The organism is Methylobacterium indicum (assembly GCF_001043895.1).
Lineage (GTDB): Bacteria > Pseudomonadota > Alphaproteobacteria > Rhizobiales > Beijerinckiaceae > Methylobacterium > Methylobacterium indicum.
In genome coordinates this window covers 16,021-37,305 of the sequence record NZ_JTHF01000046.1, presented here as the reverse complement: position 1 = coordinate 37,305, position 21,285 = coordinate 16,021, and the positions used below count along the sequence as shown (strand labels likewise).

Here is a 21,285-nt window from a genome sequence, read left to right as displayed (position 1 = left end):
CCGCGGGCGCGCCCGGTCCCTCGCCGGGCTCTGCCTCCTCCTGGGGATCGGCCTCGTGCCGGTCCCCTCCCGGGCGGGGCCGTCGGGGGCGACGGAGGCGTTCGTCACCGCCCAGAACGCCGACGCGGTCGACGTGGTCGAGCTCGACGGGCTGAAGCGGGTGGCGACGATTCCCGTGCCCGGCGCCCCGGCCGGCATCGCGCTCTCGCCCGATCGGGCCCGGGTCTACGTCACGGCGCCGGAGGGCAAGGCCCTGGTGGTGATCGACGCCGCCACGCGCCGGGTCGTGCAGACGGTCGCCCTCGGGGGCGGTCCCCTCGGGGTCGGGGTCAACCCGGTGAGCGGCGCGGTCTACGTCGCCGACTGGTACGCCAAGCGGTTGTGGCAGGTCGACCCGACATCGTTGACGGTCGCGGGCGAGATCCCGGTCGGCACCTCGCCGTCGGGCATCGCGGTGACGCCGGACGGCCGGTTCCTCCTGGCGGCGGACCGGGACGACGACGCGCTCTCCCTCGTCGATACCGCGACGCGCCAGCGGGTCGCGGTGATTCCGGTCGGCACCCGGCCCTTCGGGGTCACGATCGATGCCGCGGGCAAGCGGGCCTACAGCGCCAATGTCGGCTCGAACGACGTCTCGGTCGTCGACATCGCGACGCGCCGCGAGGTCGGCCGGGTCAAGGTCGGCGAGCGGCCCTACGCGGTGGCGCTCGCCCAGGGCCGCGCCTTCGTGACCGACCAGTATGGTGGTACGGTGAGCACCTTCGACACCGCCACCCTGGAACCGGGGCCCCGCCTCGATGTCGGAGAGTACCCGGAGGGCATCCAGGCGAGCCCGGACGGCAAGACGGTCTATGTCGCCAACTGGGAATCGAACACCGTCACGGCGATCGATACGGCGACCCTGCAGGTGACCGGGACCGTGAAGACCTCGGACGGGCCGCGGGCCTTCGGGCAGTTCCTGCGCTGAACCCCGGCGGGGCGGATCGCGCGTCGATCGGCACGGACCGGTAATTCGACGCGAACGGGTTGGTCACCAGCCCGCCCTCGGCCCGCGCGGGCACGGCGAGCAGCAGGAGGAGGGCCGCGAGCCGCAGCCGCATCAGAGACGACTCGTCCTCACAGGCCGGCGACCTTGCGGAGCGCCGCGTTGATGCGGTCCTGCCAGCCCGGCCCCTCTTCCTGGAAATGCTCGAGCACGTCGCGGTCGAGGCGCAGGGACACGGTCTCGCGCACGCCCGGCACGGCCGCCCGGACGGCGGGTTTCACCACGCCCTTGGCTGCGGCGTCCTTGCCGTCCTGGGGCGCTGCGCCCTCCACGGGCTTGCGGGTCACGGCCCGGAACGCGGCCTCGGCGGCCTGCCGGGGGTCGCTGCCGCGGCGGGAACGATCGAATGACATCGGGGGTCCTCCTGCCACCGCCGTAGCATGCCCCGCCCGGACCCCAAAATAACGAAGGCCCGCCGGCGCACCGACGAGCCTTAAAAGGCAGGGTCCACGTTCCAGGGTACGGGTGGCTCTCGCGCGGCACGCTGGTGATGGCCGTCTCGGCCCCGTGCCGCATTCAGCCCGCCCTGGAACCACTACCCCTGTCGCAAGGTGTCCGGTGGAGTTTCCTGGTCACCGGCATCGGTTTGTGTCGCGTGAGGGCTGCAACCTTGAGAATTCATGGTGGCCTCCTCGAGTTCTTCTCGACGAGGACTATGCTGCTCCTCTGCCGGAGGGTCGTCAAGAGGATTTCGTAGCCGGCTGCGCGCGATCTTTGCGAGGGGTGGGGAACTTAACGACAGGTTAAGAATATTCTCTTCTGCCTCTGCGTCCAGGCGTCTCCGGCCTGCCGGGCACGAACCAAATCGCAAAAGTCCCAAAACAACGAAGGCTCGCCGGCGCACCGACGAGCCTTAAAAGGCAGGGTCCACGTTCCAGGGTACGGGTGGCTCTCGCGCGGCACGCTGGTGATGGCCGTCTCGGCCCCGTGCCGCATTCAGCCCGCCCTGGAACCACTACCCCTGTCGCAAGTAGTCCGGTGGAGTTTCCTGGTCACCGGCATCGGTATGTGTCGCGTGAGGGCTGCAACCTTGAGAATTCATGGCTACCTCCTCGAGTTCGACTCGATGAAAACTATGCTGCCCCTCCTCGGGGGGATGGTCAAGGGGGATTCGTAGCCGACTGTGGGAGGGGCCCGCGGGAGCACGGGCCCCTCCGGCTGCCCCGCCGTTCCGCTCGGCGCAGTGCCGCGGCGCCATCCGGCGGACCGCGTGGCGCACCCGCGGGCCAGTGTGACGGCTTCGGGCCGGGTGCCGCCGGTCGTCGCGAGCCGACCATGGCGGGTCGACCTGTCTCGGTCTCCTGTTTCACCCGCCGCTGCTCGATCGCCGAACGATCTCCGGACCTTTCTCCGGACGTGGATAGACCTCGTTCATCATGCGGGCGATCGACGGGGAATACACTGCAAGTTGTAGTCGCGAAGACCTCCCGTGATCGCAGGGGAAGCGAGGTCATGATTCGTTATCCGAGCCCGATTACCGGATATCAACGTCCGCTCCGGCATGGTCTCCATCGCGAAATTCCTCAGCGATGGATTGGCGGACTCGAGCCATGCGGCCGATCATGACGTGCATCGCGGGGCTCGCCCTCGGCCTGACGTTGGGGGGGAGCACCGGCACCGCTTCCGTCGAGCCGCGGATTGCGGCGGCCGGGCCGGCGACCAGCGACCTCGACGGTCTGCTCTGGCCCGCGGGCGCGGCGGGACGCCGGATCGACCAGGGTGGTGCAACCCTGAGCCCCGACGACCTGCGCGACCGGATCGTGGTCGTGTCCTTCGTGGCGCCGGACTGCGCCATCGTGTGCGTCGCCCGCACCCTCGATCTCGAGCGGGCCGCCCGCTCCCTGCCGGACGGTCTGCGCGACCGCGCGGTCTTTCTCGCCGTCTCGTTCGACGCCTCGCCCACGCGCCTGCGGGCTTTCGTGGACGGCACCGTCGGGGCGGGGACGCGGCTGCGCTTCCTGACCGGCCCCCCGGCCTGGAGCGACGCGCTCGCCGCGATGCTGCGCTACCCGGCGGCCTCGCTGCCGGAGCCGCCGCCGCAGATCCTGCTCTTCGACCGGCGCGGCGCGGTCGCGTCGAATTACGGCGGCGACCCGGTCGATGGTCCGCGGCTCGCCAGTGACATCGCCGTCCTCGACACCTTCGCGCAGGGCCTCGACGCCGCCCGCTGAGGCCGCGTCCCGCTCCGTTCCCTCTCGCCTCCGGAAGACCCGACCATGACCGTACCGATACGCGGCGCCGCCCAACGTCTGCGGGATGCCGCCCTGCTCTCTGCCACGGTGCTGGCGACCGGCCTCCTCGCCCCGGCCGAGGCCGCGCAGTTCAAGGTGGTGGTCAATCCGGTCGCCGACCCGACGATGGCGGGTCTCGCCCTTCCCGACGGCGCGCCGGTGACGGGCGTCTTCTCTGGGGTGCAGGGCTGGCCGATGAATGCCATCACCCTGAGCCTGCTGCCGAGCGGCAAGATCCTGTCCTTCGGCACACCGGCGGGCAATCCGGGAACCCAGGACGGCCGCACCTTCGACAGCTGGGATCCGACCCAGGGCTTCGGAGCCGGGCACATCACCCTCGCGGGCGTCGGCGGCATCAACAGCTTCTGCGCCGCCCAGGCCTTCCGGCCCGACGGCTCGCTGATGATCGCCGGCGGCATCTTCGACAACGGCAACGACAAGGGCAGCCTGACCCTGAACGGGACCGCCACCGCCGTGACCGCCGTTGCCGCCAAGCTCGCCAACGACCGCTACTACTCGACCATGCTGACCCTGCCCAACGGTCGGCAGCTGATCATGGGCGGCTCCTACCCCTACCAGGGCGGCTGGGCCGACCCGCAGGGCAGCATCGACAAGGGCTACATGACCGGGATGACCCCGGAGCTCTTCGACGGCACCCGGTGGACGAGCCTGTTCGGCGCCAAGAGTCGCGACGCGTTCGGGCCGGACAACAACAGGTGGTGGTACCCGCGCGCCTGGGTCGCCCCCAACGGCAAGGTCTTCGGCATCACGTCGGAGAAGATGTGGTTCCTCGATCCGAGCGGCAACGGCGCCGTGACGGTGACGACCTTCAAGGAGCCGCAGCGCGACGCCGCCTCGGCCCTCGACGCGCCGAATGTCGGCCCGGTCTCGACGGCGGCGATGTTCGACACCGGCCGCATCCTGCAGGTCGGCGGCAACAGCTACGACAACGGCAACGGCTTCCTGTCGAGCAGCCGCGCCACGGTGATCGACATCAACGGCGGCAACCCGGTGGTGACCGACACCGCCCCGATGAGCGTCGGGCGCGCCTGGGCCAACGCCACGGTGCTGCCGACCGGCCAGATCGCCGTGACCGGCGGCAGCAAGTGGAACGACCGGGCCGACGGCGACACCGTGCTGCAATCCGAGATCTGGGACCCGCGGACCGGGACCTGGACGGCGGGTGCCTCCGGCGGGGTCTATCGCGGCTACCATTCGAGCGCGATCCTGATGCAGAACGGCGCCGTGCTGCTCGCCGGCGGCGGCGCGCCGGGTCCGGTGGCGAACCAGAACGTCGAGGTGTTCTACCCGCCCTACCTGTTCACCACCGTGGACGGGAAGACGGCGCTCGCGCCCCGCCCGCAGATCGTCAGCCTCTCGACCGCGCAGCTGCAGCACGGCCAGGCGATGCAGTTCGAGCTGACCTCGCAGAACGGCCTCGCCCAGGTGGTGCTGGTCGGCCTGAGCGCGACGACGCACAGCTTCAACTCGACCCAGCGCCGCATCCCCGCCGCCTTCACCCAGGCCGGCACGGCCGTGACCCTGCAGCCCCCGGCCTCGGCGAACGTCGCGCCTCCGGGCTACTACCAGCTCGTCGCGATCGACCAGAAGGGCGTGCCCTCGCCGGGCGTGATCGTGGCGCTCGGCGCCGGCGTCGCGGCGCCGAGCCAGGTGGCGGCCCCGGCGGTCGCGGCGACGGGCACCGGGACCGGCAGCCAGGCCGGCGGCGGCGGTAGCGGCACCGGCGGCGGCACGGGAGGTGGCGGCACCGGCGCCGGCGGCGGTACCGGCACGAGCGTCGCCAGCGGCGCGGCGGTGAGCCTGCAGGCGAGCAACTACACGACGAGCTACCTGACCAATGTCGGCGGCACCGCCCGCCTGATGACGCCGGCCACCGCCTCCGACCGCCAGCAGGCGACGTTCCGGCAGGTGCCGGGGCTCGCCGGCCAGGGCGTGTCGTTCCAGTCGAGCACGGCGGCCGGCCAGTACCTGCGCCACCAGAACTTCCAGATCTACCAGCAGGCCAACGACGGCGGCGACATCTTCAAGCGCGGCGCGACCTTCACGCCGCGGGCGGGGCTCGCCGGCACCTGCGGCTGCACCACCGGAACCTGCACGTCCTACGAGTCGATCGACTGGCCGGGCTATTATCTGCGCCACCAGAACTTCAACTTCTACATCGCGCAGCCGGACGGCGGCGACCTGTTCAAGCAGGACGCCTCGTTCTGCCCGGCGCCGCCGGCCGACGGCTCCGCCGCCTCGACGCCGGTGAGCCTGCAGGCGAGCAACTACACGACGAGCTACCTGACCAATGTCGGCGGCACCGCCCGCCTGATGACGCCGGCCACCGCCTCCGACCGCCAGCAGGCGACGTTCCGGCAGGTGCCGGGGCTCGCCGGCCAGGGCGTGTCGTTCCAGTCGAGCACGGCGGCCGGCCAGTACCTGCGCCACCAGAACTTCCAGATCTACCAGCAGGCCAGCGACGGCGGCGACATCTTCAAGCGCGGCGCGACCTTCACGCCGCGGGCGGGGCTCGCCGGCACCTGCGGCTGCACCACCGGAACCTGCACGTCCTACGAGTCGATCGACTGGCCGGGCTATTACCTGCGCCACCAGAACTTCAACTTCTACATCGCGCAGCCGGACGGCGGCGACCTGTTCAAGCAGGACGCCTCGTTCTGCCCGGCCCCCGCGCTCCAGTAGGGACGCCCAGGGGGGAGGACGAACCGCCCTCCCCCGACCGGGCGGATCGTCCCCGTCGGTCGCGGCGCGAGACCGGTTTTCCCGGTCCGCTCAACCCCGCTCGCGCCCCCGCCGGCTCTCGTAGGCCTTGAGGTGGGTGTAGGCGGTCGCGAGGGAGGGCCACGCCCCGTCCGGATCCGCCGCGCGGCCGCGGGCGAGGAGGTCGCCGACGATGTGGTCGGCCTCGATCCGGGCGCCCTTCTCGATGTCGCGCAGCATCGAGGCGGTGAAGCCGGAGCCCGCCGCCGTCAGTGTGCCGCGGCTCGTCTCGACGAACTTCTCCCGCGGCGCCTCGCCCGCCGCCTTCGCGATGGACAGGCACTCCTCCAGGAGGCCGAGCATCGCCTCGCGCCCGCCCGGGGCGGCGACGATGTCGCCGATGGGGGCGCGCATCAGGCAGGTGCCGGCGGCGAGCGTCGCGAGGAAGACCCACTTCTCCCACATCTCGAGCAGGATCGTCTCGCTCAGCCGCGCCGTGAAGCCCGCGCCCTCCATCACGGCCGCGACCCGGGCGACGCGCTCGGAGCGCGTGCCGTCCCGCTCGCCGAAGGTGAGGGCGTGCAGCTCGGTCATCTGGACGATCGCGCCCTCGGGCGAGAGCGTCGCCGCGATGGCGCAGGAGCCGCCGAGCACCCGATCGCGCCCGAACCGGGCGTCGAGGGCGTCGAGATGCGCCATCCCGTTGAGGATCGGCAGCACCATCGTGTCTGGCCCGACCGCCGGGGCGACGTCGTCGAGGGCGCCCGCGAGGTCGTAGGCCTTGCAGCTCAGGAGCACGAGATCGAACGGCCCCGGGATCGCCGCCGCGGTCACGGTCGTCGGCGCCTCGATCCGGACATCCCCGAGCGGGCTCCGCACCGAGAGGCCGGCTTCCGCCAGCCGCGCCGCCCGGGCCGGGCGGACCAGGAAGGTCACGTCGCGTCCCGAAGCGGCGAGCCGGGCGCCGAAATACCCGCCGGTCGCCCCGGCTCCCACCACCAGCACCCGCATGCGGCTCCCTCCTGCCTGTTCTGTCGGCGAAGAGCTTCGCATTCCCGGCGGCTTCGTCCAAGGTGCCCATCGGTCAAGGTGATGAGGGACACGGCGGTGCGGGGTTTGAGGGGGCGGATGCCCGGGGCGCGGGATCTCGCCGGTGTGTGGGTCCGGCGCGGCCTGTTCGTGGTCGGCGGCATCGCGGTCGGCGGTGCGGCGGTGCTGATGGCCTCGCTCGCGGATGCCGCGCAGGCGGGGTTCCGGGCGGTGCTGGGGATCTCGCCCCTGATCGCCCTCGTCCTCACGCCGTTCGGCTTCGGGCTCGCGGCGCTCCTCGCCCGCACGGTCTTCCCGAACTCGCAAGGCAGCGGCATCCCGCAGGTGATCGCCGCGCGCGACATCGAGGACCCGTCCCTGCGCCATCGCCTGATCTCCCTGCGGGTCGCCGCCGGCAAGATCGTGGTGATGACCCTCGGGCTGTTCTGCGGCGCCTCGACCGGGCGCGAGGGGCCGACGGTGCAGGTCGGCGCGGCCTTGATGGCGGCGGCCGGGCGGTTCGCCCCGGAGCGCCAGCGCGGCCTGCTGCTGGCCGGGGGCGCCGCCGGGGTGGCGGCGGCCTTCAACACGCCGCTCGCCGGCATCGTGTTCGGCATCGAGGAGCTCAGCCGCTCCTACGAGGCCAAGACCTCGAGCCTGATCCTCGGGGCGATCATCGCGGCGGGCCTGACCTCGCTCGCGCTCGTGGGCAACTACACCTATTTCGGCACCACCGGCGATACGCTGCCGCTCGGGCGGGCCTGGGCGGTGGTGCCGGTCTGCGGCGTGCTCGGCGGCCTGTTCGGCGGGCTGTTCAGCCGCATCGTCATCGCGGTCTCCCGCGGGTTGCCGGGCCCGGCCGGGCGGTTCGTCTCGGGCCGGCCGGTGATCTTCGCGGCGCTGTGCGGGCTGGGCGTCGCGCTCTGCGGGCTCCTCACCGACGGGCACATCTACGGCACCGGCTACGAGCAGGCGAAGGCGCTCCTGCACGACACCGCCGAGACCCATGCCTGGTTCGGCCCGGTGAAGTTCGTCGCCACCACGCTGTCGTCGATCAGCGGCATCCCGGGCGGGCTGTTCGCCCCCTCGCTGGCGGTCGGGGCGGGCCTCGGCGCCGAGGTCGCCGGCCTGTTCCAGGGCGTGCCGGTCGGCGCCGTGGTGCTGGTCGGCATGGTCGCCTACCTCACCGGCGTGCTCCAGGCGCCGATCACCTCGTTCGTCATCGTCTCGGAGATGACGGAGAACCACGCCCTGGTGATCCCCCTGATGGTCGCGGCGCTGATCGCCGACGCGACCTCGAAGCTCGTCTGCCGCGAGGGGCTCTACCACGCGCTCGCCGAACCGATGGTCGAGCGCCTCACCGGGCGCCCGGCCCACGCGCCGCGCGTCGACGGCCCGGCGTGAGGGCGGGACGCCGCGCACGGACCCCGTGCGCGGTCGCGGTCAGAGCGGCAGAATGCCGAACTCGGCGACGCGGCGGCTGTGCTCGCGCCACAGGCGCCGCATGCCGGCGAGGAAGCCGGTGGTGGCGGGACGGGTCGCGGCGGTCGACGGGGAGGCCATGGGCTCGGCTCCGAAGTAGGAGGGGACGCGGAACTCTTCGGTTCCTGTCCCGACCATGCCCCCGATGTTGCGCTGCAACAAACGATGATCTCGCAACTGCGATATGCGAGAATCGCACGCAACGCGCGCTATTTCGCCAAAACGCCTCCGTCGCATGCATGAGGCGCCGGGTCATGCGTCATCCTGCATGATCGCACGCCACGCCCGTCAGCGTCGGCCGAACAGCCGCTCCACGTCCGACAGCTTCAGCTCGACATAGGTCGGCCGGCCGTGGTTGCACTGGCCGGAGAACGGCGTCGCCTCCATCTCGCGCAGCAGCGCGTTCATCTCCTCCGGCCGCAGGCGCCGGCCGGCCCGGATCGAGCCGTGGCAGCTCATCCGCGACAGGACCGCGTCGAGGCGGCGGGCGAGCGGGTCGGCCCCGCCCTCGATGAGCGCGTCGACCACGTCGGTGAGGAGCGCCCGCAGCGACCCGCCGGCAAGGGCGGCCGGCACCTCCCGCACCAGCACCGCGCCGTGGCCGAAGGGCTCGAGGACGAGGCCGAGATCCTGCAGGGCGTCGGCCGCGTCGGCGAGGCGGTCGGCGTCGGCCGGGTCGAGCTCGACCACGTCGGGGATCAGCAGGATCTGGCGGGCGATGCCGCCGCCCGCCCGCTCGCGCTTCAGCCGCTCGTAGACCAGCCGCTCGTGGGCGGCGTGCTGGTCGACGATGACGATCCCGTCCCGGGTCTGGGCGACGATGTAGGTCTCGTGCAGCTGCGCCCGCGCCGCACCCAAGGGGTGGGCGGTCTCCGCGGCCGGCGCGGGGGCCGCGGCGGGCGCCCGCAGGTCTGCGCTCGGGGCGGCGAGGTCGCCGGAGAACTGCGCCTGGGCCGCCTCGCCAAAGCCGCCGCCCGCCTCGGGCGGTCCCTCGTAGGCGGCCTGATCGGGCTCGCGCGCCTCCCATGGCGCCTCCCATCGCGCCTCCCATGGCGTTTCGTTGGGCGCGGCGCCAAAATCCCGCTCGAAGGCCTCGATCCGGCCCGAGCCCTCCGGCCGCGACGGCGCGGTCTCGTCGCGCCGCGCGAACAGGCTCGCGGGCGCGCGGGCCGCCGAGGAGGCCGGCGCTCCTGCCGCCACCCGCCCCTGCGCCGGCAGCGGCGTGTGCGCCGGCCGCAGGCTCTCCAGGGTGCGGGCCGCGACCGTGCCGGAGCTGCGCCCGCCCTCCCGGCGCAGGGCCTCGTGGATCGCGCTGACGATCAGCCCGCGCACCAGGCCGGGATCGCGGAAGCGCACCTCGGTCTTGGCCGGGTGGACGTTGACGTCGACGAGGGCCGGATCGCAGGTGAGCGCCAGCGCCAGGACCGGATGACGGTCGGAGGCCATGACGTCCGCATAGGCGCCGCGCACCGCCGAGAGCAGCAGCCGGTCTCGCACCGGCCGGCCGTTGACGACGAAGTGGACATGGGTGGCGGCCGCCCGGTGGAAGGTCGGCAGGCCGACATGGCCGTCGAGGGCGAAGGCCTCGCGCTCGAGGCTGAGCGGCGCCGAGTTCGCGCCGAATTCGGGGCCGAGCACCGCGACGAGCCGGCGCAGCCACGAGCCGGGCCCGGATTCGGCCGGGAGCACGAGGCCGGCCGTCGTCGAGCCCTCGCTGCTGAGGGTGAAGCGGATCTGCGGGTGGGCGACCGCGAGGCGGCGCAGGATCTCCCCCACCGCCGTGGCCTCGGCCCGGTCGGATTTCAGGAACTTCAGCCGGGCCGGGGTGGCGGCGAAGAGATCCGTCACCTCGATCCGCGTCCCGGGCTGGCCGGCGGCCGGGCGCACCGGCCCGCGCTCGCCGGCATCGACCACGATCGAGTGGCCGCTCTCCGCGCCGGGCACCCGCGAGGTGATGGCGAGCCGCGCCACCGCGCCGATCGACGGCAGCGCCTCGCCGCGAAACCCGAGGGTCTCGATGCGTTCGAGGTCGCCGTCGGGCAGTTTCGAGGTGGCGTGGCGCTCGACCGCGAGCGCCAGGTCGCCCGGGCCCATGCCGCCGCCGTCGTCGACGACCCGGATCAGCCGCCGGCCTCCCGCGGCGATCGTCACCGCGATGCTGGCGGCGCCGGCATCGATCGCGTTCTCGACCAGTTCCTTGACCGCCGAGGCCGGCCGCTCGACCACCTCGCCGGCGGCGATGCGGTCGACGAGCACCGGGTCGAGGCGGCGGACCTGCGGGCGTCCGGGAGGTGAAGCGCTCATGACCGGAATATAAGGGGTCGAGGGCCGCGCCAGAAGGTGCCGGCCGGCGCGGTCCACCGGAGGGAGTGCGGGCGATGGAGGAGAGCGAGACGGTCCTGCGGCCTTGCCGGGAGGACGACGTCGCGGCGATCACGGCGATCTACGCCCAGGCGGTCGCGACCGGCCGGGCCTCGTTCGAGATCGACCCGCCGGACGAGGCCGAGATGGCCCGGCGCCGGGCGGCCCTGGTCGAGAACGGCTACCCCTACCTCGTCGCCGAGCGGGCGGGGAGTGTGGTCGCCTACGCGTATGCGGGTCCCTACCGGGCCCGGCCGGCCTATCGCGGCACGCTCGAGAACTCGGTCTACGTCCGGCCCGACCAGGCCGGGCGCGGCCTCGGCCGGCGGCTGATGGAGCGTCTGATCGCCGAGGCGACGGAAGCCGGCTTTCGCCAGATGGTGGCGGTGATCGGGGATTCGGCCAACGCCGCCTCGATCGGCCTCCACGCCGCCCTCGGCTTCCGGCATGTCGGGGTACTGACCTCGGTCGGCTGGAAGCACGGCACCTGGCTCGACACCGTTCTGATGCAGCGTGCCCTCGGCTCCGGCGACGGGGCGCCGCCGGATGCCCGAGGCAGGGGGCCGGTTACCGGGGCTTAACCCTGTTCGTTGTACCGCTCTTAACCATGATGGTCCGGCGGCCCCGGCGGGCCCCGGCGGAGCGGAGCGGCAGGCCCGTGGCGGACGAGCGGCGAACACGCGGACAGGCCGGCCCCGGCCTCCCGGCCCTGGCGCTGGCCGCCTCCCTGTCGGCGGCGCTTCCATCGGCCGCGATCCTGTCGGCCCCGGCCGCGGCCCAGACCGCCACCACCCCGGCGACCGATCCGTCGCTCCCCGGCCCGCTCCCGGGCGGGCAGGATCCCGCCACCTTCGCGCTGCGGACCGGTCCGGCGCCGCAGGGGCTGTCGCGGACCCCTGCGCGCCCGGGCGCGTCGCGCTTCGGCGCCCGGCCGCGCACGCCGCCGCAGCGGCGCAGCCGCCCGCCCACGACGGCGATCACCCGCCAGGCCACCCAGCAGGGGGTCGCCGACGACCTGCGCCTGCGCCCGACCGTGCAGGTGCCGGTCTCGGGCCTGCCCGATCTCGCCACCGCGGCGCCGCTCCTGCGCCGCCGCACCATCGATCCCCTCGACCCCTACGGGCCGCTCGGCATCCGGTTCGGCGGCCTCACCCTCTTTCCGGCCCTGCAGCAGAGCGTCGGCTACGACAGCAACCCCGACCGCTCGATCTATCGCCGCAGCTCGATGGCCCTGCTCACCCAGGGCGAGTTGCGCGTCGCGAGCGACTGGTCGTCCCACGAGCTCACCGGGGCGATGCGCTTCGGCTATTTCCTGTACCCGGACAACCGCAACGCCAACCGGCCGGACGGCGACGGCGCGATGCGCCTGCGCCTCGACGTCGCCCGCGACACCAAGGTCGATCTCGAGGGCCGCTACGCCATCTCGACCCAGCGCGCCGGCAGCCCGGACCTCGCCGCCCAGGTCCGCGACCGGCCCCTCGTCGCGGCCTATGGCGGCACCGTCGGGGTGACGCAGGCCTTCAACCGGCTGCAGGTCACGGTGGCGGGCCTCGTCGACCGGCAGACCTTCGAGAACGCCCAGCTCACCGACGGCACGCTGCTGCGCCAGGACGACCGCAACGCCAACCAGTACGGCCTGCGCCTGCGCACCGGCTACGAGATCACCCCCGGCTTCACCCCCTTCGTCGACGCCCTGGTCGACACCCGCATCCACGATTTCGCCGTCGACCAGTCGGGGCTGCGCCGCGATTCCGACGGCGTGACGGTGCGGGGCGGCTCCAGCTTCGAGATCAGCCGGCTCCTCACCGGCGAGGTCTCGGGCGGCTACCTGTCGCGCCACTACGCCGACAGCCGCCTGCGCGACGTCACCGGTCCGGTGATCGACGGCACGATGACCTGGGCGGCCACCGCCCTCACCGCCCTGCGCCTCGGCGCCTCGACCAGCGTCAGCGAGACCATCGTGCCGGGGGCCAGCGGCATCTTCACCCGCACCGCCGTCGCCGAGATCACCCACGACCTGCGCCGCAACCTGCGCCTGACCCTCACCGGCACCGTGATCAATAACGACTACCAGGGCACCAGCATCCGCGAGCAGGGCTACAGTGCCGGCGTGAAGCTCGACTATCGCCTCAACCGCTGGCTCGGCTTCCGGGCGAGCTACGCCCGCGAATTGCTGAAGAGCACGGCGGTGGGGTCGAGCTACCACTCGGACACGTATCTGGTGGGCGTGCGGGTCAACCCTTAGGCCCGTCTCACCCTGCGACACGGGCGCCGCGCAACCCGGAGCACCCTCCCCCTGTTTCATCGGATCGGTGCAACCGGTCCGAGGAGGGCGTATCCGCGCGATGACGACGGCGTTCCGGCCCGAGCGGATCTTCCTGGTCACCAGCCTGGTGCTGACCGTGGCCGCGGCGGTCGCGCTGTATCTGCTGCAGGCGACGACGCTCACCATCGCGGTGGCGCCGCGCGACGGCACCGAGCCCGCCCTGATCCGCGCCTATGCGGAGGCGCTGAAGACCGCCCACAAGGGCGTGCGCCTCAAGATCCTGCCCTTCGACGACGTGCGCGAGAGCGCCAAGGCGCTGGAGGCGGGCCAAGCCGACCTCGCGGTGGTGCGGCCCGACGTCGACCTGCCGTCGAACGGCCTGACGCTGGCGATCCTGCGCGACCAGGCGATGCTGATCGCCTCGCCGGCGCCGTCCGGCATCACGACCTTCCCGGGTCTCGCCCGCAAGCGCCTCGGCATCGTCGCCCACCGCGACGCCGATCTGTGGCTGCTCAAGAACCTGATGGGCTATTACGGCCTCTCCCTGCAGGAGGGCGGGACGGGGCCTATTCCCGCCGGGCAGGTGCGACTGGTGCCGATGGCGGAAGAAGACCTCGCCGGTGCCTTCGCGCAGAAGCGCATCGACGCGGTGGTGGCGGTGATCGCCCCGGCCGCCCCGATGGCGTTGCGCCTCGTCGGCACGGTCCAGGCGGCGAGCCGGACCCGCAAGGTCGACTTCGTCGGCGTCGAGGACGGGCCGGCGATCATCGAGCGCCTGCCTCGGCTCCAGGCGGTGACGGTGCCGGCCGGCCTGTTCGGCGGCAGCCCGAAGGTGCCCGAGGAGGAGGTGAAAACCGTCGGCGCGTCCTACCGGCTGATGGCCAAGGCCTCGATGAGCCGCACCGTGGCGGCGGACGTGACCCAGCACCTGTTCGAGCTGCGCTCGCGCCTCTCCGACGCGACGCCCGCGGCCGATTACGTGGCGGCGCCCGCCTACGAGACCACCGCGGAGGCGACGAGCGCCCGGCTGCCGATCCATCCGGGCGCGATCGACTATTACGAGCGCGAGCAGCAGGGCTTCATCGAGCGCTACGGCGACTGGGTCTACCTGCTGGCGGTGCTCGGCGGCGGCTTCGGCTCGGCCTTGGCCTGGCTGCGCCAGCGCCTCAGGCGCCTGCGGCGCGAGCGCATCGACGTGGTGATGGACCGCCTGCTCGAGATCCTGGCCGAGGCGAGGGGGGCGGAGGCCGCCGGCCTCGACGCCCTGACGGGCGAGGTCGATGCGCTTGCCGCCGACGTGGTGCGCTACACCCGCGAGCGCGAGACCGACACCCGCACCATGGCGGCCGTGATGATCGCCATCGAGACGGCGCGCTCGACCATCGCCGATTGCCGGCGGATGATCGGCGCGACGGGGGGCGACGCGGAGCCCCGCCGTCAGGCCTTCCGGCTCAGCGCGGCCGAGTAGCCTACCGCACCATCGCCAGCGGCGCGCCGGACTTCGACAGGGCCCCGTCCATCGCCCCGCCCGCCGGGCGCAGGCGCGCCGCGACGGTGCCGCCGGGCTGATACAGGTAGACCTCGCCGTCGCGGTAGTCCCAGGCGGTGACCTTGGCGAGGTCCTTGTTGGCGCAGCCCGTGGACGAGGCCTTGTAGAGGTCCAGCGCCGGGGTGCTGGCGAGGTTCACCTTGCAGCTCGCGCCGGTGGCGTCCTTGGCGGTCCAGCCGCCGACCACCGCCGAGCGGCCGCCGGTCGAGACCACCGGGGGCGGCGGCGGCGCGATCGCGGCCTGCTGCTGCACCGGCGGCGGGGGGCTCGGCTCGGCCATGATCGGGCCGGACGGGTTGGCGACGACGGGAGCGCCGGCGGCGCCCGGCGGCGGGGCGAGCGGCGCCGAGGTGACCGGGCCGGAGGACAGGCCGGGGCCGAGATCCGGCTCCTCGGGCGGCAGCGGCCGGGCGACCCGCGGGGCCGGCCGGGCCGGGGCGCTCAAGGCCGCGGTGTCGAAGCGCGACGAGGAGCAGGCGCCGGCGCTGGCGGCGAGCGCCAGGGCGGCGACGGTGCAGAGGATCTGACGCGGCATCGAGGGGTCCTGCAGGGGCCTGATTTCGAGGTCGTTGGTCCCCGGCAAATACGATCCCGCGAAGGCGGGCACAGGTCTTTCCCCAACGACAAAGGCGCCCGAAGGCGCCTTTTCGAGGGGGTGTGGCCGACAGGACCCAGTCGGCCACACCCAGGCGTGTCGCGCGGGAGGATCAGACCTCGCGGGCCACCATCATCTTCTTGATCTCGGCGATGGCCTTCGCCGGGTTCAGGCCCTTCGGGCAGGTGTTGGCGCAGTTCATGATAGTGTGGCAGCGGTAGAGCCGGAACGGGTCGTGCAGCCCGTCGAGGCGCTCGCCGGTATTCTCGTCGCGGCTGTCGATCAGCCAGCGATAGGCCTGGAGCAGGGCCGCCGGGCCGAGGAAGCGGTCGCCGTTCCACCAGTAGCTCGGGCACGAGGTGGTGCAGCAGGCGCACAGGATGCACTCGTAGAGCCCGTCGAGCCGCGCGCGGTCCTCGGGAGTCTGGCGCCACTCCTTCTCGGGCGAGGGCGTCTCGGTCTGCAGCCACGGCTCGATCGCCGCGTGCTGGGCGAAGAACGAGGTCAGGTCGGGAACCAGGTCCTTCAGCACCGGCATGTGCGGCAGCGGATAGATCTTGACCTGACTGGACTTGCAGTCGTCGATGCCGAGCGTGCAGGCCAGCGTGTTCTGCCCCATGATGTTCATGGCGCAGGAGCCGCAGATGCCCTCGCGGCACGAGCGCCGGAAGGTCAGGGTCGGGTCGATCTTGTTCTTGATCCACAAGAGCGCGTCGAGGACCATCGGGCCGCAATCGTCGCGATCGACGTAGTAGGTGTCGATCCGCGGATTGGCGCCGTCGTCCTCGTTCCAGCGGTAGATCCGGAACTCCTGAACGTTCTTGGCCCCGGCCGGCTTCGGCCAGGTCTTGCCTTCGGTGTACTGGGAGCCTTTGGGGAGGTTGAACTGGGCCATCTGTCTATGCCTGATCGGTGCGGTCGAGCCCGAGGGGACGCAATCGCACCCGTCCGGTCTCGATGGTGAGGAGGGCTCCGGTGAGCAGGTCCGCCCGCGCCCCGTCGATCGCGCGGGCGACGAGGGGGCCGACGCGCCCGGGCAGCGTGGTTCCCGTGCGGAGCTGGATGACGCTCGGTGCGGTCGCGTCCGACCGTGCCAGGGCGATCCCGAAATCGAGATCGGCCGTCATGACGGCGCGGTGGTGACTCCGCGCCCAATCGATGATGTCGGTATCGGGCGCATCCTCCGCACCGACCTCCGACCAGTGGACCGCGTCGTGCCCGAGGCTCGCGAGATACGGGATCCAGGCGGGCGCGAGGTTCATGTCGACCAGGATCCTCACGCCGCCGGCTCGAGAGCGATCTCACGCTCCTGCGCCATCCAGGATGCGTAGCGAAGAGCCTCGAGGACATCCTCGCGCTCGAGATAGGGATAGGCCGCCAGCAACTCGTCGATGCCGACGCCCTCGCCGAGATTCCCCAGGATCATTGCGACCGTCACCCGCTTGCCGCGGATGCAGGCTTTCCCGGCCATGACGGCCGGGTCGCGGGTGATCCGGGGGAACTCGGTCATCGATCCCTCCAAGCCGGCCGTCGCGTCGGCCTTTAGTACACGCGGGCCTTCGGCTCGATATACGCGATGTCGTTCGACATCGTGTAGGTATGGACCGGCCGGTAATCGATCGCGACCTTGCGGGCGTCGGGATCGAGCCAGGCGAGCGTGTGCTTCATCCACTGCTTGTCGTCGCGGTCCGGGAAGTCCTCGCGGGCGTGGGCCCCGCGCGACTCGGTCCGGTTGGCGGCCGATTCCATGGTGACGACGGCCTGGCCGATCAGGTTGTCGTATTCCAGGGTCTCCAAGAGGTCGGTGTTCCACACCAGCGAGCGGTCGGTGATCTTCACGTCGTCGGTGCCGGCCCAGACCTTGTTGATCAGGCCCCTGCCCTCTTCCAGCACCTCGCCGGTGCGGAACACGGCGCAGTTGTTCTGCATCGTCTTCTGCATCTCGAGGCGCAGCTCCGCCGTCGGCGTGCCGCCATTGGCGTAGCGGAAGCGGTCGAGGCGCGAGAGCGCCTTGTCGGCGGAGTCCTTGGGCAGTTCCGGCAGGCGGCCGCCCTTCTCCACCGTGTCGGCGCAGCGCAGGCCCGCGGCGCGGCCGAACACCACGAGGTCGATGAGCGAGTTCGAGCCCAGCCGGTTGGCGCCGTGGACCGACACGCAGGCCGCCTCGCCGATCGCCATCAGGCCCGGCACGACGTGGTCGGGGTTGCCGTCCTTCAGGGTCAGCACCTCGCCGTGGAAGTTCGTCGGGATGCCGCCCATGTTGTAGTGGACGGTCGGGATGACCGGGATCGGCTCCTTGGTCACGTCGACGCCCGCGAAGATCTTCGCGCTCTCCGAGATGCCGGGCAGGCGCTCGTGCAGGATCTTCGGGTCGAGGTGGTCGAGGTGCAGGAAGATGTGGTCCTTGTTCTTGCCCACGCCGCGGCCGGCGCGGATCTCCATGGTCATGGAGCGGGAGACCACGTCGCGGGACGCGAGGTCCTTGGCCGAGGGGGCGTAGCGCTCCATGAAGCGCTCACCCTCGGAATTGGTGAGATAGCCGCCCTCGCCGCGCGAGCCTTCCGTGATGAGGCAGCCGGCGCCGTAGATGCCGGTCGGGTGGAACTGGACGAACTCCATGTCCTCGAGCGCCAGGCCCGCCCGCAGCACCATGGCGTTGCCGTCGCCGGTGCAGGTATGGGCCGAGGTCGCCGAGAAGTAGGCCCGGCCGTAGCCGCCGGTTGCCAGGATCGTCGTGGCGGCGCGGAAGCGGTGGATCTCGCCGGTCGCCTGGTCGATGGCGATGACGCCGCGGCAGCGGCCCTCCTCGTCCATGATCAGGTCGAGGGCGAAATACTCGATGAAGAAGTTGGTCTGCGCCTTCACGGCCTGGCCGTAGAGGGTGTGCAGCATGGCGTGGCCGGTACGGTCGGCCGCCGCGCAGGTGCGCTGGGCGGTGCCCTTGCCGTAATCGGTGGTCATGCCGCCGAACGGGCGCTGGTAGATCTTGCCTTCGGCGGTGCGCGAGAACGGCACGCCCCAGTGCTCGAGCTCGTAGACCGCGGCCGGGGCGTTGCGCACCAGGTACTCGATGGCGTCCTGGTCGCCGAGCCAGTCCGACCCCTTCACGGTGTCGTACATGTGCCAGCGCCAGTCGTCCGGGCCCATGTTGCCGAGCGAGGCCGAGATGCCGCCCTGGGCCGCCACGGTGTGCGAGCGGGTCGGGAAGACCTTGGTGATGCAGGCGGTGCGCAGGCCCGCCTGCGAGCAGCCGACGGTGGCGCGCAGGCCCGCGCCGCCGGCGCCGACGATCACGACGTCGAAGCTGTGGTCGATGATGGTGTACGCCTTGCCGTTCTGGGCCGGCGCGGCGGAAGCGGTGGAGGCCATGGGCGAGGTTCCCGTTCTGGCGTTACGCGAAGGCCCGCAGGCTCACGCGCACGATGGCGTAGAGGCAGGCGACCGCGACGACGACGCAGTAGAAGTTGTTGGCGATGACCGCGGCGATGCGCAGGCCCTTGTCGTGGACGTAGTCCTCGATGACGATCTGCAGGCCCATCCGCATGTGGTTCGTGACCGAGAGCACGCCAAGGATGAGCAGGATCGCCACCAGCGGGTGCGACACCAGGGCGACCGCCGCCGGGTAGGGCCGGCCGGCCATCAGGGCGACGATCACCACGAAGGCGAGGACGAGGGGCACGTTCGAGACCGCGGTGACGCGGTGCATCCACCACTCGCGGGTGCCGTGATGGGCGGCGCCCAAGCCGCTGATGCGGGCGCGGGCGGTACGGATCGAGGGACGGGTGTCGGCCATCTCGGGGGCGTCCTTCTCAGCGGGCCAGGAGGGCGACGAACCAGATCAGCACCGTCAGGGCGGTCGAGCCGATCAGGGTGAAGCGGGCCATCGCGATGCGGGTGCCGGGCTCCATGCCGTGGCCGAAATCCCAGACCAGGTGGCGGATGCCGCCGAGCATGTGGTGCATCAGGATCCAGGTGTAGACGAACAGGATCAGCCGCCCGAGGATCGAGCCGAAGAACCACGCCACCGGGCCGTAGGCGCCGGGACCCGCGGCCAGCGCGACCAGCCAGAGGGCCAGCAACGCCGTGCCGCCGTAGAGCGCGACGCCGGTGATGCGGTGGGCCACCGACATCGCCATGGTCCAGGTCCAGCGATAGATCTGGAGATGGGGCGAGAGCGGTCGCACGACCGGTCTGCCGGCGGGGTTGCCGGAGGGGTTCATGGGCCTTGCGGTGTCCGCCATCGTGATCCTCGAAAGATTCCTGGTCTGTACCGGCTCTAAACTGGGTCACCTATCGGCTCCGCCGCGCGAGCGCAACGTGGCCGTCGGTCCACACGCGTGACACAAGCCGCAACCTGTCTCTCTGGAATGCGTCCAGTTCGCAATGCGGTTCTCGTTGACCCAGCCTTCGCGAGCCGCGAAGGCTGGAAGGGCCTCTGGTCATCGTGGGCCCGGGCGCTCTACCTTCGTGGTCGGCGAAACGATCGGTCGGGACCGGCGGACGTCGGATACCCCGGGGAGGTGCGGCCATGCATTTCGATCTCGTCGATCTCAGCCTGTTTCGCCACGTCGTCGAGGCGGGGTCGATCACCCACGGGGCGAACCGGGCGAACCTCGCGCTCGCCGCGGCGAGCCACCGCATCCGCAGCATGGAGGCCTCGCTCGGCGCCTCCCTGCTCGTCCGGGCCCGTCTCGGCGTCACCCCGACCCCGGCCGGGCGCACGCTGCTGGCCCATGCCCGCCAGATCCTCGGCAACGTCGAGCGGCTGCAGGGCGACCTCGCCGCCTTCGCGGGCGGGGCGGCGGGCCAGATCCGGGTCCTGTCGAACACCAACGCGCTGACCGAGTTCCTGCCCGAGGTGCTGTCGGCCTACCTCGCCCGGCATCCGGGGGTGAGCGTCGACATCGAGGAGCGGCTCTCCGACGAGATCGTCGGCCTCGTGGCCGAGGGCGCGGCGGATCTCGGCCTCGTCGCCGGCACGGTCGAGACCGGCAGCCTCGAGACCTACCCGTTCCGCCGCGACCGCTTCGTGCTGGTGGTGGCCCAGGGCCATCCGCTGGCCGCGCGGCCCTCCGTGCCCTTCGCCGAGGTGCTCGGCCACGATCTCGTCGGGCTCGACCGGGCGAGCGCGCTCACCCGCTTCCTCGCCGCCAAGGCCGGCCGCAGCGGCCAGCCCCTGCGGCTGCGGGTGCAGCTGCGCGGCTTCGATGCGGTCTGCCGCCTGGTCGAGTGCGGGGTCGGCCTCGGCATCGTGCCCGAAACGACCGCGCGCCGGGCCGCCCGCACCATGGCGATCACGCCGGTGGCGCTCGACGACCCCTGGGCGGTGCGCGACCTGACGATCTGCGTGCGGGACCTCGCCGCACTCCCCCCGTTCGCGCAGGATTTCGTCGCCGACCTGCGTCTGCCCGAGGGATGAGGCCGCCGGGGATCGCGAACGGCAGGGCCCTGCACACCCGGCCCGTCCTCGGGTAAGACTGCGTCACCCCGAACCGACGAACGAGGCGGACGACCCCACCCCATGCAGGACACCGACCGCCCGCACGAGCCCGCCGCCCTGGTCGATGCCGAGGCGCATTCCGCCGGCTTCCGGCAGGTGCGCGAGGCGCGCCGGCTCGAGCTGGTCGAGGATTACGTCGAGCTGATCGCCGACCTGATCGGCGACGGCGGCGAGGCGCGCCAGGTCGACATCGCGGCCCGGCTGGGCGTCGCCCAGCCGACGGTGGCCAAGATGCTCAAGCGCCTGGCCGAGGACGGCCTGGTGCAGCAGCGGCCCTATCGCGGGGTCTTCCTCACCGAGGCCGGCCGGACGCTGGCCGCGGAGGCGCGGGAGCGCCACCGCATCGTCGAGTCGTTCCTGCTGGCGCTGGGCGTCAGCCCCGACGTGGCGCGCTGCGACGCGGAAGGCATCGAGCACCATGTCAGCCGGGAGACCCTGGAGGCGTTCCGCCGCTTCACCGCCGCCAGGACCGATGCCTGACACCTCCGACGCCTGATCCAGGCATC

Annotated in this window: 19 protein-coding genes; 9 read left to right on the top strand and 10 right to left on the bottom strand. The window is 72.1% G+C overall.

The window, feature by feature from the left end:
- The first annotated feature begins 40 nt into the window (after positions 1 to 40).
- Entirely contained in the window at positions 41 to 967 is a 927-nt protein-coding gene (locus QR78_RS05880) for a YVTN family beta-propeller repeat protein (RefSeq protein WP_048426595.1), read from the top strand.
- A gap of 149 nt (positions 968 to 1,116) precedes the next feature.
- Here QR78_RS05880 and QR78_RS05875 read toward each other — a convergent pair whose 3' ends face one another.
- Positions 1,117 to 1,398, bottom strand: coding sequence for a BrnA antitoxin family protein (locus QR78_RS05875; RefSeq protein ID WP_048426568.1), 282 nt, complete (start codon positions 1,396 to 1,398; stop codon positions 1,117 to 1,119).
- A gap of 1,197 nt (positions 1,399 to 2,595) precedes the next feature.
- Between QR78_RS05875 and QR78_RS05870 the strand changes: the two genes are divergently transcribed.
- Positions 2,596 to 3,216 carry an SCO family protein gene (locus tag QR78_RS05870; protein WP_053220815.1) on the top strand — a complete coding sequence of 207 codons (621 nt, stop codon included), beginning with the start codon at positions 2,596 to 2,598 and terminating at the stop codon, positions 3,214 to 3,216.
- A 45-nt stretch (positions 3,217 to 3,261) separates the two neighbouring features.
- Positions 3,262 to 5,979 (top strand): AbfB domain-containing protein, encoded by a 2,718-nt coding sequence (locus tag QR78_RS34835; protein WP_053220814.1) that lies wholly within the window; start codon positions 3,262 to 3,264, stop codon positions 5,977 to 5,979.
- Positions 5,980 to 6,069: 90 nt separating this feature from the next.
- Here the strand turns inward: QR78_RS34835 and panE are convergent, their stop codons facing one another.
- Positions 6,070 to 7,008, bottom strand: coding sequence for a 2-dehydropantoate 2-reductase (gene panE / locus QR78_RS05860; protein ID WP_048426567.1), 939 nt, complete (start codon positions 7,006 to 7,008; stop codon positions 6,070 to 6,072).
- 117 nt (positions 7,009 to 7,125) lie between these two features.
- Between panE and QR78_RS05855 the strand changes: the two genes are divergently transcribed.
- Positions 7,126 to 8,430, top strand: a complete 1,305-nt coding sequence (locus QR78_RS05855; protein ID WP_048426566.1) for a chloride channel protein — start codon at positions 7,126 to 7,128, stop codon at positions 8,428 to 8,430.
- Between the two features lie 366 nt (positions 8,431 to 8,796).
- On the opposite strand, the gene mutL is transcribed toward QR78_RS05855, so the two are convergent.
- Positions 8,797 to 10,812 carry a DNA mismatch repair endonuclease MutL gene (mutL, locus tag QR78_RS05850; RefSeq protein WP_048426565.1) on the bottom strand — a complete coding sequence of 672 codons (2,016 nt, stop codon included), beginning with the start codon at positions 10,810 to 10,812 and terminating at the stop codon, positions 8,797 to 8,799.
- Positions 10,813 to 10,886: 74 nt separating this feature from the next.
- On the opposite strand from mutL, the gene QR78_RS05845 reads away from it, so the two are divergent.
- The 3 genes from QR78_RS05845 to QR78_RS05835 all read left to right on the top strand — a co-directional run bounded on the left by QR78_RS05845 (position 10,887) and on the right by QR78_RS05835 (position 14,603).
- On the top strand, positions 10,887 to 11,450 hold the full coding sequence (locus QR78_RS05845; RefSeq protein WP_048426592.1) for a GNAT family N-acetyltransferase: 564 nt from the start codon (positions 10,887 to 10,889) through the stop codon (positions 11,448 to 11,450).
- 77 nt (positions 11,451 to 11,527) lie between these two features.
- Positions 11,528 to 13,114 carry an outer membrane beta-barrel protein gene (locus tag QR78_RS05840; protein ID WP_244276329.1) on the top strand — a complete coding sequence of 529 codons (1,587 nt, stop codon included), beginning with the start codon at positions 11,528 to 11,530 and terminating at the stop codon, positions 13,112 to 13,114.
- A 100-nt stretch (positions 13,115 to 13,214) separates the two neighbouring features.
- Positions 13,215 to 14,603: a TAXI family TRAP transporter solute-binding subunit gene (locus QR78_RS05835; RefSeq protein ID WP_048426564.1), complete on the top strand. Its 1,389-nt coding sequence runs from the start codon at positions 13,215 to 13,217 to the stop codon at positions 14,601 to 14,603.
- A gap of 1 nt (position 14,604) precedes the next feature.
- Here the strand turns inward: QR78_RS05835 and QR78_RS05830 are convergent, their stop codons facing one another.
- The 7 genes from QR78_RS05830 to sdhC all read right to left on the bottom strand — a co-directional run bounded on the left by QR78_RS05830 (position 14,605) and on the right by sdhC (position 19,499).
- Positions 14,605 to 15,219: an AprI/Inh family metalloprotease inhibitor gene (locus QR78_RS05830; protein ID WP_048426590.1), complete on the bottom strand. Its 615-nt coding sequence runs from the start codon at positions 15,217 to 15,219 to the stop codon at positions 14,605 to 14,607.
- Positions 15,220 to 15,391: 172 nt separating this feature from the next.
- The gene (locus QR78_RS05825; RefSeq protein WP_048426563.1) at positions 15,392 to 16,174 is read right to left on the bottom strand and encodes a succinate dehydrogenase iron-sulfur subunit; all 783 of its coding nucleotides are present in this window, start codon (positions 16,172 to 16,174) and stop codon (positions 15,392 to 15,394) included.
- A gap of 4 nt (positions 16,175 to 16,178) precedes the next feature.
- Positions 16,179 to 16,559, bottom strand: coding sequence for a DUF5615 family PIN-like protein (locus QR78_RS05820; protein ID WP_048426562.1), 381 nt, complete (start codon positions 16,557 to 16,559; stop codon positions 16,179 to 16,181).
- Positions 16,556 to 16,789, bottom strand: a complete 234-nt coding sequence (locus tag QR78_RS05815; RefSeq protein WP_048426561.1) for a DUF433 domain-containing protein — start codon at positions 16,787 to 16,789, stop codon at positions 16,556 to 16,558. The genes QR78_RS05820 and QR78_RS05815 overlap by 4 nt, the downstream gene beginning before the upstream one ends.
- A gap of 32 nt (positions 16,790 to 16,821) precedes the next feature.
- Complete coding sequence (sdhA, locus tag QR78_RS05810; RefSeq protein ID WP_048426560.1) at positions 16,822 to 18,648, bottom strand: succinate dehydrogenase flavoprotein subunit; 1,827 nt, start codon at positions 18,646 to 18,648, stop codon at positions 16,822 to 16,824.
- Positions 18,649 to 18,670: 22 nt separating this feature from the next.
- Complete coding sequence (gene sdhD / locus QR78_RS05805; RefSeq protein WP_048426559.1) at positions 18,671 to 19,072, bottom strand: succinate dehydrogenase, hydrophobic membrane anchor protein; 402 nt, start codon at positions 19,070 to 19,072, stop codon at positions 18,671 to 18,673.
- Positions 19,073 to 19,088: 16 nt separating this feature from the next.
- The gene (gene sdhC / locus QR78_RS05800) at positions 19,089 to 19,499 is read right to left on the bottom strand and encodes a succinate dehydrogenase, cytochrome b556 subunit (RefSeq protein WP_048426558.1); all 411 of its coding nucleotides are present in this window, start codon (positions 19,497 to 19,499) and stop codon (positions 19,089 to 19,091) included.
- A 308-nt stretch (positions 19,500 to 19,807) separates the two neighbouring features.
- Here sdhC and QR78_RS05795 point away from each other — a divergent pair, with 308 nt between their 5' ends.
- Both QR78_RS05795 and mntR read left to right on the top strand, forming a co-directional pair.
- Positions 19,808 to 20,698: a LysR family transcriptional regulator gene (locus QR78_RS05795; RefSeq protein ID WP_048426557.1), complete on the top strand. Its 891-nt coding sequence runs from the start codon at positions 19,808 to 19,810 to the stop codon at positions 20,696 to 20,698.
- A gap of 102 nt (positions 20,699 to 20,800) precedes the next feature.
- Positions 20,801 to 21,259: a manganese-binding transcriptional regulator MntR gene (gene mntR, locus QR78_RS05790; protein WP_048426556.1), complete on the top strand. Its 459-nt coding sequence runs from the start codon at positions 20,801 to 20,803 to the stop codon at positions 21,257 to 21,259.
- Positions 21,260 to 21,285: the final 26 nt, after the last annotated feature.